This window comes from Flavobacterium sp. (assembly GCF_041392005.1).
Taxonomy (GTDB): domain Bacteria; phylum Bacteroidota; class Bacteroidia; order Flavobacteriales; family Flavobacteriaceae; genus Flavobacterium.
Window position 1 is genome coordinate 1 of record NZ_JAWKMX010000034.1, and the last position, 14,655, is coordinate 14,655.

A 14,655-nucleotide genomic window follows, 5' to 3' on the forward strand; every position below is an offset into this window, starting at 1 on the left:
TTTCGCCAATGGTTGTCCAGCGATACGGATGCACTTTAAACATATTTTGCTTTACCGCTTTGAATAAATTTCCATAAGGTTGATTGTCGATACGAAGGCGTTTTTCTTCTTTTACTACTTCGTTTTGTGTGTCAACACCAATTTGATTAATTACAGGGTGCATTAATCGTTCCGATTCCATCCATAAGGCTAATTCTAAATTGTTTGATGGAAATACTTCGTAATAATAAGTGCGATCGTCGGTTGTATTAGCGTTGTTTTTACCGCCATTTGCTGTTACAATTTTAAACCATTCGCCACGTTTTATGTTCTGGGTACCTTCAAACAATAAGTGTTCAAAAAAGTGTGCAAATCCAGTTCTATCGGGTTGTTCATCTTTTGCACCTACATGGTACATTACCGAGGTTATAATTACGGGAGCAGAGTTGTCTTGATGCAGTACAACATGTAAACCGTTGTCTAAATCATACTCTTCAAATGTTACCTTTTGAGCAGATACTGTTCCGCCCAATAAAGCTACTGCACTTAAAGCCATTATTAATTTTTTCATAAGTTGTTTTTAAATTAACTAAAGATAATAAGTCGCAATTTCGCAATTTTGTTACATATTACCTAACTAATTCATAAAGAAAGTAAAAAGAATTTTTAAAAATTAATTATAGCTGTTGTTAGTTTAATAATAAGTAGTATATTTGCACTCTTGAAATTTTAACTAAATTCATAACGTATGTACGCAATCGTAGAGATAGCAGGGCAACAATTTAAAGTAAGCAAAGACCAAAAAGTTTTTGTACATCGTTTAGCAGAAGACGAAGGAAACAAAGTTTCGTTTGATAAAGTTCTTTTGTTAGATAACAACGGTACAGTAACTTTAGGCGCCCCAGCTATAGAAGGTGCTTCTGTAGAAGCCAAAGTGTTACAACACTTAAAAGGTGATAAAGTAATTGTTTTCAAAAAGAAAAGAAGAAAAGGTTACAAAAAGAAAAATGGTCACCGCCAGTCATTAACACAAATTATCATCGAAGGAATTGTAGCTTCTGGTGCTAAAAAAGCAGCTCCAAAAAAAGAAACAGCTCCCAAAGTTGAAAAATTAGTAGATGCTCCTGTTGCGGAAGCTCCAAAAGCAAAAAAAGCTACTAAAAAAGGCGATGATTTAAAGAAAATTGAAGGTATTGGTCCAAAAGCTGCTGAAGTTTTAGTTGCTGCAGGTATTGATACTTTTGCTAAATTAGCGAAAACATCTGCAGAAAAAGTGAAAGAAATTTTAGATGCAGCAGAAGCTAAAGTTCAACATTTAGATCCTACAACTTGGGCACAGCAAGCGCAATTAGCTGCTGACGAAAAGTGGGACGAATTACAAAAATTACAAGACGAATTAAACGGCGGTAGAGCTGTTTAATTTAATATTAACTTAAAAACCTAAAACGTCATGGCTCACAAAAAAGGTGTCGGTAGTTCTAAAAATGGTAGAGAATCAGAATCGAAACGCTTAGGTGTTAAGATTTTTGGTGGTCAAGCTGCTATTGCAGGTAACATCATTGTAAGACAAAGAGGTTCTAAACACAACCCAGGCGAAAACGTGTATATGGGTAAAGATCATACTTTACACGCTAAAGTAGATGGTGTTGTTCAGTTCCAAAAGAAAAAAGATAACAAATCGTATGTTTCAATTGTTCCTTTTGAAGCATAATTAAATGTTAACAATATGAAAAGCCACTTTTAAGTGGCTTTTTTTATTTCTTTTTACTCGATAAATACACACCTAGTAAAATAATTAATGCGCCAAAAATTTGTATACTATTAAGTTGTTCATTCATAAAAAGAATACCTAATAAAGAAGCAACTACAGGTATAATATACGTTACTGATGAAGCAAATACAGGAGATGAAATTTGAATTAATTTAAAAAATAAAATATTAGATAACCCTGTGCCTACAATTCCTAAAATTGCAATATAGCGTAATGCAGTAGTTGTTTCGGGCTGATTTAAACTTTTGAAAAAACCTGTTGAATATAAAATTAGTAAAGCGGGTAGAAACATTATAGCAAAATTCCCAACACTAATGGTTAATGGCTTTAAATCGGATAAGTTTTTCTTAATTAAATTAGCGTTTAATCCGTAAGAAATAGAAGCAATAACAACTAAAATAGCATAATAATAATTTTCTGTGGTATTTTCGCTATTTCCATATACAATTAAAAAAACGCAACCTATAAAGCCTAATAAAACACCAAAAACTTGCCTTTTTTGAACAGATAAACCAAAAAACAACAAACCCAATATAAGTGTATTTACAGGTGTTAACGAGTTTAAAATAGCACTAACCGAACCATCAATTTTTTGCAGTGCTGTCGCAAATAGAAAAGCTGGCATAAATGTTCCACATAAAGCTGTTAACGCAATATATTTCCATTTATATGAAGGAATTTTGGTTAACTGTTTAAAACCAATAAGTAATAAAAATAACCCAGCAAATAAAATACGCAATGTTGCCAATTGTACAGCATTTACTCCTTTTAAACCTAACTGCATTAAAATAAAAGAGCTTCCCCAAACTACGCCTAAAAACAATAGTAAAAACCATTTATAATTTTTGTTTTCCATATAAAAATAAAATGCCAAAAATCGGGTTTATTTTTCAAAAATGGGCGTTTTTTTGTAAATTTGTTATATTGTAAATTAATTCATTATGAAAATTATAAAAGGAATAGGTTTAGTTGTGTTAGCAAGTATGTTTTTTGTTGCTTGTAAAGAAGAAGCTGCAAAAACAGAAGAAATAACTGTAAAAAAAGAAAAAGTTATAGCAGATAATGCCAAAATGGAAGAAGCTAGTTTTACTATTGATGGTATGACGTGTGCAATGGGTTGTGCCAAAGCAATAGAAGGCGAATTATCGGCTTTAGAAGGTGTACAAGAAGCTAAGGTAGATTTTGATACTAAAGAAGCAACTGTTTCATTTGATGCTAATGTTCAAGATTTAGCTTCGTTAACAAAAACAATTGAAGCTACTGCAGGTGGCGATTCGTATAAGGTAACTGCTTCTAAAGTTGTAATAAACTAAGCTAATTATTTTATTTGTATCTTACTTATTAATGCTGTTTCGGTAGTGTTTAATACGTTGCTCCACGTGTAAAAATCTATAATATTTTTTTCTTGCAAAAGATAATTTTGTAAAAAAAGTAATACTATATCATGTAAACTTTCATCTACATACAAAGGATGTAATGACCAAACATTGTTGTACTGATGTTCCATTTTTAATAACGCTTCTGCAGTTGTCATACAATAATTAGATTTTTTAATTATTCCGTTTACGAATAGTTCATCAAACGCCATTTCTTCTGTACTAAAGTAGTACCAATCGTTGTTTCTATCGTCAAGGCATTTATAAAGAATTATGGCGCCACCTTCTGCACCAATTTCTAATAATTTAATGGGTTGTTTCATTAGTGTTTTTGTATAAGTGTAATGGAGCAGGACCTTCTAAATAGCTTTTTACAACTTGTAGTGTACCATCGTCTTTAGTGTCTATAAACCACTTTATTAAAGCAATGGTTCCGTTCACAATTTCAATGCCAGTAATGCTTCTTGGATGTACACAACTACCATCGTTAAAGTAGTTTAATGGGTTTCCTTGCACGTTAGGAAATCTTGGTCTATGTGTGTGCCCTGTTATGGTTATTATATTATGGTTACTTGCAATCCATTTTTTTATACGGCGTTCTACTTTAATAAGCTCGATATAGTTTTTAGCAGGGCTAGTAGGATCTTTTATACCCCAAACTTGTAATGGTTTCCACAAAACACGAACCATAAAGCGATTGAATTTCCAACCTACATAATTCATAAAATCGGCTTGATGGCCGTGTGTTAAAAATAATTCTTGCTGGGTATCTGTGTTTTGCAATACAATTGCTTCGTGATATTGAATATCAGGGAATAAAGGCAATTCTTTTCCCTCGTGTGGATCAAAATATGAGCTAAGTTTCTTTTTTACAAGCGCAGGATTGCGCCACACCATATCATGATTACCATAAATCATATGAAGGCGGTTGCTAAAGAAAAATTTTTGGATTAGTTTGTAAACCGATTTGTTTGCTTCAAAAATATCATTAAAAAATAAATTTTCCCATAATTCATCGCCGTCGCCAAGCTCTATATAAGTAAAATTGTTATTAAAATAATGCGACAACGCATGAAAATAAACATTACGATTATTGGCAAAATCATCTGCAAAACTTCCATCACCACGGTGGCAATCGCTAAACAAAATAAATTTATCGTTATTGGTAAAAGAAATTCGTTTTGCTTCTTTGTAAGCTTTCGTTAATCTATCTTGAGATGACATTTTGAAACTTTTTACCAAATATATTAATTTACAGTGAAAAAGTAATAGTTAGGCTTTAAAGTAAAAAGAGAAACAATTTGTTTCTCTTTTTATATTGTTATTTAAAAGCTGGAAATCCTGTTACATCCATACCTGTTATAAGTAAATGGATGTCGTGTGTGCCTTCGTAGGTTATAACCGATTCTAAGTTCATCATATGGCGCATAATAGAGTATTCGCCAGTAATTCCCATTCCGCCAAGCATTTGACGAGCTTCGCGTGCAATGTGAATTGCCATATCTACATTATTTCTTTTTGCCATTGAAATTTGTGCAGAAGTTGCTCTTCCTTCGTTGCGTAAAACACCTAAACGCCAAGTCAATAATTGTGCTTTCGTGATTTCAGTAATCATTTCGGCTAATTTTTTTTGTTGTAATTGTGTTGCACCAATAGGTTTGTCGAATTGAATGCGCTCTTTTGAATAACGTAAAGCGGTGTCGTAGCAATCCATTGCAGCTCCAATTGCACCCCATGCAATACCATAACGTGCCGAATCTAAACAACCTAGTGGAGCACCAAGCCCAGATTTATTAGGTAATAAATTTTCTTTTGGAACTTTTACATTATCAAAAATTAATTCGCCCGTGGCACTTGCACGTAATGACCATTTGTTATGCGTTTCAGGAGTTGAAAAACCTTCCATTCCTCTTTCTACAATTAAACCATGAATACGTCCTTCTTCATTTTTTGCCCATACCACAGCAATATCGGCAAAAGGCGCATTCGAAATCCACATTTTAGCACCATTTAAAAGATAATAATCGCCCATATCTTTAAAATTAGTAACCATTCCACCTGGGTTTGAACCATAATCGGGTTCGGTTAAACCAAAACACCCCATCATTTCGCCTGTAGCTAATTTTGGTAAATATTTCATTCTTTGCTCTTCGTTTCCATATTTCCATATTGGGTACATAACCAATGAAGATTGAACAGATGAGGTAGAACGAACGCCACTATCGCCACGTTCAATTTCTTGCATAATTAAGCCATATGAAATTTGGTCTAATCCAGCACCGCCATATTCTTCTGGAATATATGGGCCAAAACCGCCAATTTCTCCTAAACCTTTAATAATTTGTTTAGGAAATTCGGCACGTTGTGCGTATTCTTCAATAATAGGCGAAATTTCCTTTTTTACCCATGCACGGGCAGCATCGCGTACTAGTTTGTGTTCTTCGGTTAATAAATCGTCAAGTTGGTAATAATCAGGAGCTTGAAATAAATCGGGTTTCATATAATTTAGCATTGCGAGTGCTACGCAACAGGCGAAGCATTCTGTTTATTGTATAATTACGAAATCGATTGCAAATGTAATTAAAGATTTGTAACAATTCAACGATAAATTATAAAAGCTATTAGGTATTTTTTAAAGATATAACTGATTTTAAAATTACATTATAAAAAATCAGTATTTTTACATAAATTACTACTATGTTGTTTTCTGATAAACGATCGCGTACACGATGGCTTTTAATTTTAGCCTCTTTTTTTATTGTTGTTTTAATTGTTTGGAATACCTATAATTTTTTTCAAATAGTTAAAATAGAAGAACGCAATAAAGTAGAGCTCTGGGCATCGGCTCAAAAAAGCTTGGCTAACGCAAATGAATATACCGATTTAGACTTGCCTTTGCAAATTATAAGTACTAATACTAGCATTCCTATAATTTTAACGAACCGTAACGACAGTATTATTGGGCATAATAATATTGATGAAAAAACGGCACAAAACCCACAGCAATTACAACTAGTATTGAAACAATTAAAATCGGAGAATAAACCTATACGAATGAATATTTCTGAAACTGATTTTAGAAATTTATACTACGGTAATTCGCCATTGTTAAACAAATTAAAATATTATCCTATAGCGTTATTGCTAATTATTATTTTGTTTGCTACGGTAGTTTATAATTTTTACAGCGCTACAAAAATGTCGTTGCAAAACAAATTATGGGCAGGAATGGCAAAAGAAACAGCACATCAAATAGGAACGCCACTATCGTCGTTATTAGGGTGGATAGAATTTCTAAAATCTGAAAACAGCAATTCCGAAGCAGTAATCGAAATTGAAAAAGATATAACCAGATTACAAACCATAACCGATAGATTTTCTAAAATAGGAAGTAAACCAGTTTTAGAGAAATTAGATATTATAAGCGAAACAAAAATAGCATTCGATTATTTAAAAGTACGTTCATCTAAACAAGTTGAATTTACTTTTGAAGCGCCAAAAATGCCCATTTTTACACAAATAAATGCAGCGCTACACAGCTGGACAATAGAAAACCTAGTTAAAAACGCCATAGATGCCATGAAAGGAAAAGGTAAATTAACTATAGAAATTATACAAATAGAAGACACTGTAAAAATAAAAGTTATTGATACAGGGAAAGGTATTGCAAAAAATCAGTTTAAAAAAATTTTTGAACCAGGCTATACTACTAAAAAAAGAGGCTGGGGTTTAGGCTTGTCGCTTACTAAGCGTATAGTAGAAGATTATCATAATGGTAGAATTAAAGTGTTACAATCTGAAATAGGATGTGGCACAACCATTCAAATTAGTTTAAAACAAAGCAAGTAGTTGTTACAAATTATTATAACTTCTTGCATCAAAAATAATATTCCATTTGAAAGCAACTATTCAATTACAACAACAAATCGTACAGGTTGATTTATCAAAACCTTTAGATATTTCAATTTCACTTACAAACGATAATCAAAACCCTATTGCGTGGTATCAAAACGAACCAAAAATTGAACCGGTAACTATGGGCGACTGGATTGGAAAAGTTTCCGAAGGAAAATCATCAACTAATTTTAACAATATTTTTTTCAATCCGCATGCTCATGGTACACATACCGAATGTTTAGGGCATATTACAAATGATTTTTACAGTGTTAATCAACACTTAAAAACCTTTTTCTTTTTAGCTGAATTAATTTCTGTAGAACCCAAAGTCATAGGCGATGATTTTATTATTACAAATGAGCAAATTAAAAATGCTTTACAAGGAAAAAAACCAGAAGCTATTGTGATTAGAACACTTCCTAATTTGGAAGAAAAAAAACATAAAAATTATTCCCACTCAAATCCGCCGTATTTAGATGAAAAAGCCGCTATTTATTTAAAAAAAATAGGTGTACAACATTTATTAATTGATTTGCCTAGTGTTGATAAAGAACACGACCAAGGAAAATTATTGGCACACAAAGCCTTTTGGAACGTAACCAATATCGATAAACTAAATGACGATGCACGCCTAGATTGTACCATAACCGAAATGATTTTTGTAGAAAATTCAATTAAAGACGGAAGCTACTTACTGAACTTACAAATGGCGTCGTTTGAAAATGATGCCTCACCATCAAAACCGATTTTATATAAAATTGAAGCTAATCACTAATTACTTTTCATTAATCACTTAATTATGAATATCCAGCAATTATACGAATTTTGTTTAAGTAAAAAAGGCGTTACCGAACATTTCCCGTTTGATGAAGATACCTTAGTTTTTAAAGTTGGCGGAAAAATGTTTTGTTTAGCATCATTAAAAGAATGGGAAAAAGGAAATCCGTCGCTTAATTTAAAGTGTAATCCCGACCGTGCTATTGAACTTCGCGAACAATACGAAGCCGTAAAACCCGGTTGGCACATGAGTAAAGTGCATTGGAATACCGTTTCAGTAAATGGAGATGTATCGCAAAAACTTTTAATTGAACTTATAAATCATTCCTACGAATTGGTTTTTAATGGTTTGACAAAAAAAATACAAGAGGAAATTTTACATTCATAAACTGTTTAATTTTGAAATTTTATGAATGTAAAATTTAAAATTTAAAATGATTAATTGAAGTAATCCGTTAGTGTTTTTGAAATTCTACCCCAGCGGGTGTAAACGTCAATTTTTTTATCTTTTTCATTTGTAACATACCAAAACGTACCAAAATTTTCGACATATAAATAGCCTACCTCTTTATTTAAAAACGACTCATTATTTTCGCCTACATAAATCTTTCCATCTTTTTTAGTGAGTATGCCTTCAGGTGTTGAAAGCACTAAAGTGTTTTGTTCGATTTCTTTTTTTAATGATTTTTCTAAATCCAAATGGTCATCTTCTGTGTTAGCACTAAATTTAACCGTAGGTTTATCAATCGAATGGTTATCAATTATAGATGAATCATAATGTTTATTTAAAGTAGCAATTAGTTTTTCATCGGTTACTAAAACTCCCCATTGATTGAAAAATTCTTTTGTACCATCTACATTTTTTGATCCCCAATAAAATTTCCCATCATATTCTATTTTAACTACTTTTTCTACAACAATTGATGGTTTTGTTTTAACAGAATCGACATCTTTTACTGTGAGTAATTTATCATCTTCAATATTATTTTTAGTAACTGGTTTTGATGTATTTAATGGGTTAATTGTTTTTTCAATAGGTAATTTTTTGTCAACTGGAGTAGGTTGTGGTTGAACTACTTTAACTTGAGCTACCGTTTCGAAACATAAAAAATAAATAAGCAACGACGCAACGGGTAAAATACCAGTGGTTTTTAAAATCATTTTTAGAGTAGAAGTTTTTTTAGTCATCATAAGAAATCGTTTTTTTGTTATTAAAAAATTAAAATTACTCGCTAAATTTATTGGTTGATACGTTTGCGATTGCAGTAATAATTGTTGGTAATTATTAATAGAAATTCCTTTGTTTAATACAGCATTATCCGCTATAAATTCGTGGTTGAGTTGAATGGCTTTTTTGTAAAAATACAAGAGCGGTTGAAACCAAAAAACAACGCGTAAAACTTCAATAAATATGACATCGAAACTGTGTTTTTGTTTTACATGAGCAATTTCGTGCAATACAATTTCGTTTTTATCAATATCTTTTGAAAAGTTATTTTTTGATATAAATATGTAGTTTAAAAACGAATGCGGAACAATAGCATCATTTACAATGACTACATTGTACTGCTTGAAATGTAGCATTTCATTTTTTGAAATGATTTGCTTAAACTTCCAAATATTGATAATTAATCGAATGAATAAAACACAGGTTACGATACAATACAGTATCAAAAACCAAGGTAACGGATTTGTTTCTTGACTAAAAATTGCATTATTTGAATTTTCTGGAACTGGAATTGTAGTTTCAATTTGATTGGTTGGTATTACTACTTCTTGAATTACTGTAGTGGTGTAATTAATAAATGGAATGCAAAACGAAATCACCAATGCTGTTAACAAATAAAAACGGTTGAAAACATACATTTTTTCGTTTTGTAAAAAAATGTAGTAAAACAGCAAAAATACAGTTAAAGAAACCGTTGATTCTATAAAAAAATTAATCATTTCGTTTGGCTTTAAGTTGTGAATCGATGATGTTTTTTAATTCTTCCAATTCTTTTTCAGACAAATTGGTTTCGGTGGTAAAAAACGATGCAAATTGCGCTGCCGAGTTATTGAAGAAATCTTTTATTAATCCGTTTACATGTTTTGAAAAATAATTGGATTTGGTAATTAACGGATAATATTGTCGAGAATTTCCATATTCAGTATAAGCGACAAACTTTTTATCGATCATACGTTTTAATAAGGTAGCCAATGTGGTAGGTGCTGGTTTGGGTTTGGGATAGGCTTCTAATAAATCTTTCATAAAAGCTTTTTCCAATTTCCAAAGGTGTTCCATTACTTGTTCTTCTGTTTTTGACAACTTCATTGCTCTATGTTTTTAGAAATTACTCTACAAATGTAGAAATATTTTTTAATTCTACAAGTGTAGTAATGAATTTTTAACTAAAACTTTAAAATAATTTTTTAAAAAACATTTAAAATAATAATGAATCCTTAAAAAATACCCATAACTGGGTATTTTTTGTCATTTTTAGTTATTATATTTTTGTTATAAAACTATAGTATTATGAAAAAAGGGGTTTTATTATTTTTATTGTTTTTTATCTGTATGGTAGATTATAGTTGTTCTGAAGAAGAAGAAAATTCAGATGGAGAAACTAATTCTTTAGAATTTTGGTTTGGTTGGAACGGTTCTGACGATATGAGCACAACACCATCATCTACAAATTTTGGTTTTGGGAGTGGTAGTTTACCTTCGTCTGTAGATTTAGTTCCAAAATTTCCTCCAATAGGCAATCAAGGTAATTATGGTACTTGTGTAGCTTGGGCTGTTGCATATAATGCTAAAACAGCATTAAACGGTATAAGTAAAAATCTCTCGACTAGCGATTTATATGCTACAGCAAATCAATTTAGCCCAAAAGATTTATTTACAGCAATTCCAGATAATCAAAAAGGAGGAAATTGTAATGGAACTAACTTTTCAACAGCATTTGAAATACTTCAAAATAGAGGTGTTGCAACCATGCAAACGGTACCGTATAATGGGTTAGGTAATTGTTCTTCATCAAATTTGCAAGCAAATTGGAATAGCGAAGCTAGTCAAAACAAAATTAAATATTGGCGAAAAATAGAAGGAACGGTTCAGAGTATAAAACAAAATTTAGCCAATAATATTCCAGTAGTATTTGGTGCCAAACTAGCCGATAATTTTATGACTTGGAACAGTAGCAATGTGCTTTCTTCTAATACGAGTTATAATAATGTAGGTCAGCATGCTTATCATGCAATGGTTGTGGCAGGCTACGATGATAATAAAGGGGCAAATGGTGCTTTTAAAATTATTAACTCATGGGGCGAATATTGGGGAAACAATGGCTATTGTTGGGTTGATTATAATTTTTTTATAAACGAGTTTTGTACAGGATCAAATGGAGACAAGCCTTTGTTTATAGCCGCTAATGCAGAAGGAGGAAACGATAATACACCACCAGATGAAACTAATCCTAATGTTTCGGGTGTTGATTTAGCAGCTTGGGTTTTTGCAGATTATTCCAATTACCAAAACACAGGAGTTATTAATAACCGAAAAATAGAATTTAATGTCTATAACATAGGTAATCAAACAGCAAGTGCTAACAATAATTGGAGTGTGTATTATATTTATTTTAATGCTTACAATGCTAATGATTACGGCGTAATATTTGCAGATGATTTTAATACTTCTACTAGTTATGGCAGCTATTATTGCGATAATAATTATACTTGTACATTCAATATAAATTTATTACCAGGTAGTAATTTTGCAGGAACTATATTTGGATCGTCATATGCTTCTAGATCCTATAATATGCCACCACTAACAGGTTATTATTATTTGGTTGTACTAGCAGACGCTGGCGATAGCTTTGTAGAGTTAGACGAAATGAACAATTTATTCTACACCACTAATCAACCTAAATATTTTGATTATGGATATAGTTCTAGAAGTTCTGAAAATAATAAAAACAATTTTAATTTTTCAAATACTTTAGAAGCAACTCCTACTAATTTAAAAAGAAACGAGCATAACAAAATAGTTAGTAAGCAAACACCAAATGCCTACACTTCTGAAGAAATATTAGATTTTATTAAAAGAGAATATAATAATGGAGAATTAAAATCTAAAATTTTAAGACATCAAAAAGAATTAGATAGCGCACCTTACAACAAAAAGAAATGATAAGAGCAATAAAAACAACGATTTTAATTACACTTTTTATGTCGTGTGCAACACAAGAAACACAATCAAAAGGTAATGCAACTGTAGAGGAATTGGTAAAAGCTAATAAAAATGTTTTATTTCAAGATGAAACATTTAATTACGAAATAGATTTTACTAGCTACGCCAGCTCTCACATTACCGCATATAATACCTATAATGCTACAATAGAATCTGGTATTACTTTTATAAACTGCACCTTTAAAAAACCAATAAAGGCTTTTAAGAAAATGAATGATAATATTTATATAGCCACTTTTAAGGCTAATGTTTCATTTATAAACTGCACTTTTTATGATGAGGTTAATTTTAGAGGAGCTACTTTTATTAGTAAAACAGATTTTACAAAATCGTATTTTAAAAGTAATGCAAATTTTGAAGAAGCTAATTTTTTATTAAAGAGTCACTTTAATGGGTGTATTTTTGATAAGGAAACCCGATTTCAAAATAGTTTCTTTTTTCAAGCGGCTAATTTTATGACGACAGAATTTAACCATACGGTTAATTTCCAAAGTGCTACTTTTAATTCCGATTTGCAATTTAGCTCATCAAAATTTTACGGATATACAGATTTTTCATTGTTAGACGTTAGAGGTAAAAGTTATTTTAATTATGCTAATTTTTTTGAAAAAGCAAATTTTAGTTATGCCACTTTTGCAAACGATTTTAATTTCGTAGATACATCACACAAGAATACCGATTGTAGTAATTCAAAATTTTTTGGAAAAACAATAATTGCCAATATTGAGGTTTCAGAAAATTTTAATCTTAATAACTGCTCTTTTTTTATAGCAAAACCAACAATAAATAACTCAAAAGTTTTAATCAATTAGAAATAAATTATGCGCAGAGTATTATTTGAGTTTAAAGTACCTTTCGATTTTTTTATAGGAATAGACTCTGTTAAAATCTATTCATATCCAACTTTTATTTTGATTGGCTTCCTATTATTTAGCCAAATAGTTAAGTATTATGAAAGAAAAAATAATATTAAATTTTTAACAGTTAATTATGTTTTTATTGTTTTTGTTTCTAGTTTAATTGGCGGAAAGTTATTTTATCTTTTTGAAAATTTCACTCAAAATTTCGAAAACCTATCATCAAAAAATATTACAAAAGGATTTGTTTTTTACGGAGCATTTATTTTTTCGTTAATTTCTTCCATTGTTTATTTTAAAATTAAAAAGATATCAATTTTAAAGGCTTTAGATATTTTAGCTATTGGTTTGCCTTTGCTACATGGTTTTAGTAGGATAGGGTGTTTTATGGCAGGGTGTTGCTATGGGAGTGAAACTTATTCTCGTTTAGGAGTAATATTTCCAAAAACATATCCTGTAAAGGTACATCCAACTCAGCTTTATGAAGCTTCTTTTTTGTTTTGTCTTTTTTTTATTTTACTCAAATGCTACAATTTAAAAAAAGAAAACGGACAAATATTTTTAATGTATTTAACATCGTATTCTGTGTTTAGATTTTTTATAGAGAAAATTAGAGGGAATAATGTCGGGTTTCTCACAGATTTAAATTTAACGCATTCTCAATTAATAGCAATATTTATTTTCGTTTTCGTTTTGTTTTATACTTTTTTTTACAGCAAGTGTTTTTTAAAAAATAAATTTTAATCAAAATTATATCGATATGAAAAAATCAAAATTTTTAAATCAAAATGTATTGGCAATATTATTTATCGCTAGTAGTTCTCTAATTGTTTTTTCCAATTTATCTTGTGAAGAAGAAGAACTTTGCTCAGGTCTGAAAATGGCAGATCTTACCATTCCATCGCTAGTTACTATTTACGATCAGTTTGGTACATCGCAAACAGTAAACGAACTTTATTACAATGAATCTACAGGAGAATATTTTAATTCTGCAAATCCACCAACAGGAACACTTAGTCCAGGCGATTGGATTCAACTTGCAACTACGGTTTTTAATCAATTTACAGAAACTGAATGTAAGTTAGGTGGCGATGCACAACAAACTTCTACTGCTCCTAGGTTAACAATACAGAATAATCAAGGCAATACATACAGCGAGGTTTTACAAGGTATGCCAACTCCTTTTATTTCGTATGGCGGCTATGGTTATACAGCCACTAGGTTTCAGTTAGGTGCACCAGGACATTATTCGGTTGGGTTTAATGCAAATTCAAATAAGGCTATTAACGAGCACTCTTTCGATAACAATTTGTATGCTGGTCAAAGTGGAAATTATCAAAGAAATATAAATTCTTATTCTTTTTATGTTGCCGAAAATAAAAAAATAAATGAAGCTTCAGTTATTACAAAATCAATTAATCAAGAAAATGCTCCACAAACAGTAGAGGAAATGAAACAACTAGAAATATATAAATTTTTAGAATCGGGTGAATATGCTACATGGTTGCTAAAAAGGAATACTGTAAAATAAAAAAGACAAAATTATTTTTTTGACTATACAAAAAAACCTGCAAAAATTCTTGCAGGTTTGTATAGGTGAGATGCTAAATCGAGTTCAGCATGACAATTAATATCTGTAATACTCTGGTTTAAATGGTCCTTCAACCGTAACACCAATATATTTCGCTTGGTCTGGCGATAAGGTTTCTAATTCTACACCAATTTTTGCCAAGTGTAACGCAGCTACTTTCTCATCTAAATGTTTTG

18 protein-coding genes are annotated in these 14,655 nt (G+C 30.9%); 10 read left to right on the forward strand and 8 right to left on the reverse strand.

Going from position 1 to position 14,655, the window contains the following annotated elements:
- On the reverse strand, positions 1-550 hold a 550-nt coding region (locus R2808_RS10835), incomplete at its 3' end, for a M16 family metallopeptidase (RefSeq protein WP_371271031.1).
- Positions 551-727: 177 nt separating this feature from the next.
- Between R2808_RS10835 and rplU the strand changes: the two genes are divergently transcribed.
- Together rplU and rpmA are read left to right on the forward strand one after the other, a co-directional pair.
- Positions 728-1,399: a 50S ribosomal protein L21 gene (rplU, locus tag R2808_RS10840; RefSeq protein ID WP_371271033.1), complete on the forward strand. Its 672-nt coding sequence runs from the start codon at positions 728-730 to the stop codon at positions 1,397-1,399.
- 30 nt (positions 1,400-1,429) lie between these two features.
- Complete coding sequence (rpmA, locus tag R2808_RS10845) at positions 1,430-1,690, forward strand: 50S ribosomal protein L27 (protein WP_072781987.1); 261 nt, start codon at positions 1,430-1,432, stop codon at positions 1,688-1,690.
- Between the two features lie 43 nt (positions 1,691-1,733).
- Here the strand turns inward: rpmA and R2808_RS10850 are convergent, their stop codons facing one another.
- Positions 1,734-2,606: a DMT family transporter gene (locus R2808_RS10850; RefSeq protein WP_371271049.1), complete on the reverse strand. Its 873-nt coding sequence runs from the start codon at positions 2,604-2,606 to the stop codon at positions 1,734-1,736.
- 85 nt (positions 2,607-2,691) lie between these two features.
- Here R2808_RS10850 and R2808_RS10855 point away from each other — a divergent pair, with 85 nt between their 5' ends.
- Positions 2,692-3,063 carry a heavy-metal-associated domain-containing protein gene (locus tag R2808_RS10855; protein WP_371271034.1) on the forward strand — a complete coding sequence of 124 codons (372 nt, stop codon included), beginning with the start codon at positions 2,692-2,694 and terminating at the stop codon, positions 3,061-3,063.
- Between the two features lie 5 nt (positions 3,064-3,068).
- Here R2808_RS10855 and R2808_RS10860 read toward each other — a convergent pair whose 3' ends face one another.
- The 3 genes from R2808_RS10860 to R2808_RS10870 form a co-directional block, all read right to left on the reverse strand.
- Positions 3,069-3,449 (reverse strand): hypothetical protein, encoded by a 381-nt coding sequence (locus R2808_RS10860; protein WP_371271035.1) that lies wholly within the window; start codon positions 3,447-3,449, stop codon positions 3,069-3,071.
- Entirely contained in the window at positions 3,433-4,350 is a 918-nt protein-coding gene (locus R2808_RS10865; protein ID WP_371271036.1) for a serine/threonine protein phosphatase, read from the reverse strand. Before R2808_RS10865 ends, R2808_RS10860 begins: the two co-directional genes overlap by 17 nt.
- Positions 4,351-4,447: 97 nt before the next feature.
- Positions 4,448-5,626, reverse strand: a complete 1,179-nt coding sequence (locus tag R2808_RS10870) for an acyl-CoA dehydrogenase family protein (RefSeq protein ID WP_371271037.1) — start codon at positions 5,624-5,626, stop codon at positions 4,448-4,450.
- A 197-nt stretch (positions 5,627-5,823) separates the two neighbouring features.
- Here R2808_RS10870 and R2808_RS10875 point away from each other — a divergent pair, with 197 nt between their 5' ends.
- Genes R2808_RS10875 through R2808_RS10885 form a run of 3 tightly spaced genes read left to right on the forward strand, consistent with a single transcriptional unit; the run spans position 5,824 to position 8,188 of the window.
- Complete coding sequence (locus tag R2808_RS10875; RefSeq protein WP_371271038.1) at positions 5,824-6,975, forward strand: PAS domain-containing sensor histidine kinase; 1,152 nt, start codon at positions 5,824-5,826, stop codon at positions 6,973-6,975.
- Positions 6,976-7,021: 46 nt separating this feature from the next.
- Positions 7,022-7,798 carry a cyclase family protein gene (locus R2808_RS10880; RefSeq protein WP_371271039.1) on the forward strand — a complete coding sequence of 259 codons (777 nt, stop codon included), beginning with the start codon at positions 7,022-7,024 and terminating at the stop codon, positions 7,796-7,798.
- A 24-nt stretch (positions 7,799-7,822) separates the two neighbouring features.
- The gene (locus R2808_RS10885; protein WP_371271040.1) at positions 7,823-8,188 is read left to right on the forward strand and encodes an MmcQ/YjbR family DNA-binding protein; all 366 of its coding nucleotides are present in this window, start codon (positions 7,823-7,825) and stop codon (positions 8,186-8,188) included.
- Positions 8,189-8,238: 50 nt separating this feature from the next.
- Here the strand turns inward: R2808_RS10885 and R2808_RS10890 are convergent, their stop codons facing one another.
- Both R2808_RS10890 and R2808_RS10895 read right to left on the reverse strand, forming a co-directional pair.
- Positions 8,239-9,666 (reverse strand): M56 family metallopeptidase, encoded by a 1,428-nt coding sequence (locus tag R2808_RS10890; RefSeq protein ID WP_371271042.1) that lies wholly within the window; start codon positions 9,664-9,666, stop codon positions 8,239-8,241.
- A gap of 73 nt (positions 9,667-9,739) precedes the next feature.
- Complete coding sequence (locus R2808_RS10895) at positions 9,740-10,114, reverse strand: BlaI/MecI/CopY family transcriptional regulator (RefSeq protein ID WP_371271044.1); 375 nt, start codon at positions 10,112-10,114, stop codon at positions 9,740-9,742.
- Between the two features lie 201 nt (positions 10,115-10,315).
- Between R2808_RS10895 and R2808_RS10900 the strand changes: the two genes are divergently transcribed.
- From R2808_RS10900 to R2808_RS10915, 4 genes are read left to right on the forward strand one after another with little or no spacing between them, the layout of a single operon-like run.
- A complete protein-coding gene (locus tag R2808_RS10900) occupies positions 10,316-11,971 on the forward strand; it encodes a C1 family peptidase (protein WP_371271045.1) in 1,656 nt (551 codons plus the stop codon).
- Complete coding sequence (locus R2808_RS10905) at positions 11,968-12,843, forward strand: pentapeptide repeat-containing protein (RefSeq protein WP_371271046.1); 876 nt, start codon at positions 11,968-11,970, stop codon at positions 12,841-12,843. Before R2808_RS10900 ends, R2808_RS10905 begins: the two co-directional genes overlap by 4 nt.
- Positions 12,844-12,852: 9 nt before the next feature.
- Positions 12,853-13,632, forward strand: a complete 780-nt coding sequence (locus tag R2808_RS10910; protein WP_371271047.1) for a prolipoprotein diacylglyceryl transferase — start codon at positions 12,853-12,855, stop codon at positions 13,630-13,632.
- Between the two features lie 16 nt (positions 13,633-13,648).
- Positions 13,649-14,419: a hypothetical protein gene (locus tag R2808_RS10915; RefSeq protein ID WP_371271048.1), complete on the forward strand. Its 771-nt coding sequence runs from the start codon at positions 13,649-13,651 to the stop codon at positions 14,417-14,419.
- A 96-nt stretch (positions 14,420-14,515) separates the two neighbouring features.
- Here R2808_RS10915 and R2808_RS10920 read toward each other — a convergent pair.
- A partial coding sequence (locus R2808_RS10920; RefSeq protein ID WP_371271050.1) for an adenosylhomocysteinase occupies positions 14,516-14,655 on the reverse strand: 140 nt, incomplete at its 5' end.

Excerpts from the sequence above, each read along its gene's own strand:
- R2808_RS10855 (WP_371271034.1), top strand. The coding sequence starts at position 2,692 with ATGAAAATTATAAAAGGAATAGGTTTAGTTGTGTTAGCAAGTATGTTT.
- R2808_RS10885 (WP_371271040.1), top strand. The coding sequence starts at position 7,823 with ATGAATATCCAGCAATTATACGAATTTTGTTTAAGTAAAAAAGGCGTT.
- R2808_RS10915 (WP_371271048.1), top strand. The coding sequence starts at position 13,649 with ATGAAAAAATCAAAATTTTTAAATCAAAATGTATTGGCAATATTATTT.
- R2808_RS10910 (WP_371271047.1), top strand. The coding sequence starts at position 12,853 with ATGCGCAGAGTATTATTTGAGTTTAAAGTACCTTTCGATTTTTTTATA.
- rplU (WP_371271033.1), top strand. The coding sequence starts at position 728 with ATGTACGCAATCGTAGAGATAGCAGGGCAACAATTTAAAGTAAGCAAA.
- R2808_RS10875 (WP_371271038.1), top strand. The coding sequence starts at position 5,824 with ATGTTGTTTTCTGATAAACGATCGCGTACACGATGGCTTTTAATTTTA.
- R2808_RS10890 (WP_371271042.1), bottom strand. The coding sequence starts at position 9,666 with ATGTATGTTTTCAACCGTTTTTATTTGTTAACAGCATTGGTGATTTCG.
- R2808_RS10870 (WP_371271037.1), bottom strand. The coding sequence starts at position 5,626 with ATGAAACCCGATTTATTTCAAGCTCCTGATTATTACCAACTTGACGAT.
- R2808_RS10895 (WP_371271044.1), bottom strand. The coding sequence starts at position 10,114 with ATGAAGTTGTCAAAAACAGAAGAACAAGTAATGGAACACCTTTGGAAA.
- R2808_RS10905 (WP_371271046.1), top strand. The coding sequence starts at position 11,968 with ATGATAAGAGCAATAAAAACAACGATTTTAATTACACTTTTTATGTCG.
- R2808_RS10900 (WP_371271045.1), top strand. The coding sequence starts at position 10,316 with ATGAAAAAAGGGGTTTTATTATTTTTATTGTTTTTTATCTGTATGGTA.
- R2808_RS10865 (WP_371271036.1), bottom strand. The coding sequence starts at position 4,350 with ATGTCATCTCAAGATAGATTAACGAAAGCTTACAAAGAAGCAAAACGA.
- rpmA (WP_072781987.1), top strand. The coding sequence starts at position 1,430 with ATGGCTCACAAAAAAGGTGTCGGTAGTTCTAAAAATGGTAGAGAATCA.
- R2808_RS10860 (WP_371271035.1), bottom strand. The coding sequence starts at position 3,449 with ATGAAACAACCCATTAAATTATTAGAAATTGGTGCAGAAGGTGGCGCC.
- R2808_RS10850 (WP_371271049.1), bottom strand. The coding sequence starts at position 2,606 with ATGGAAAACAAAAATTATAAATGGTTTTTACTATTGTTTTTAGGCGTA.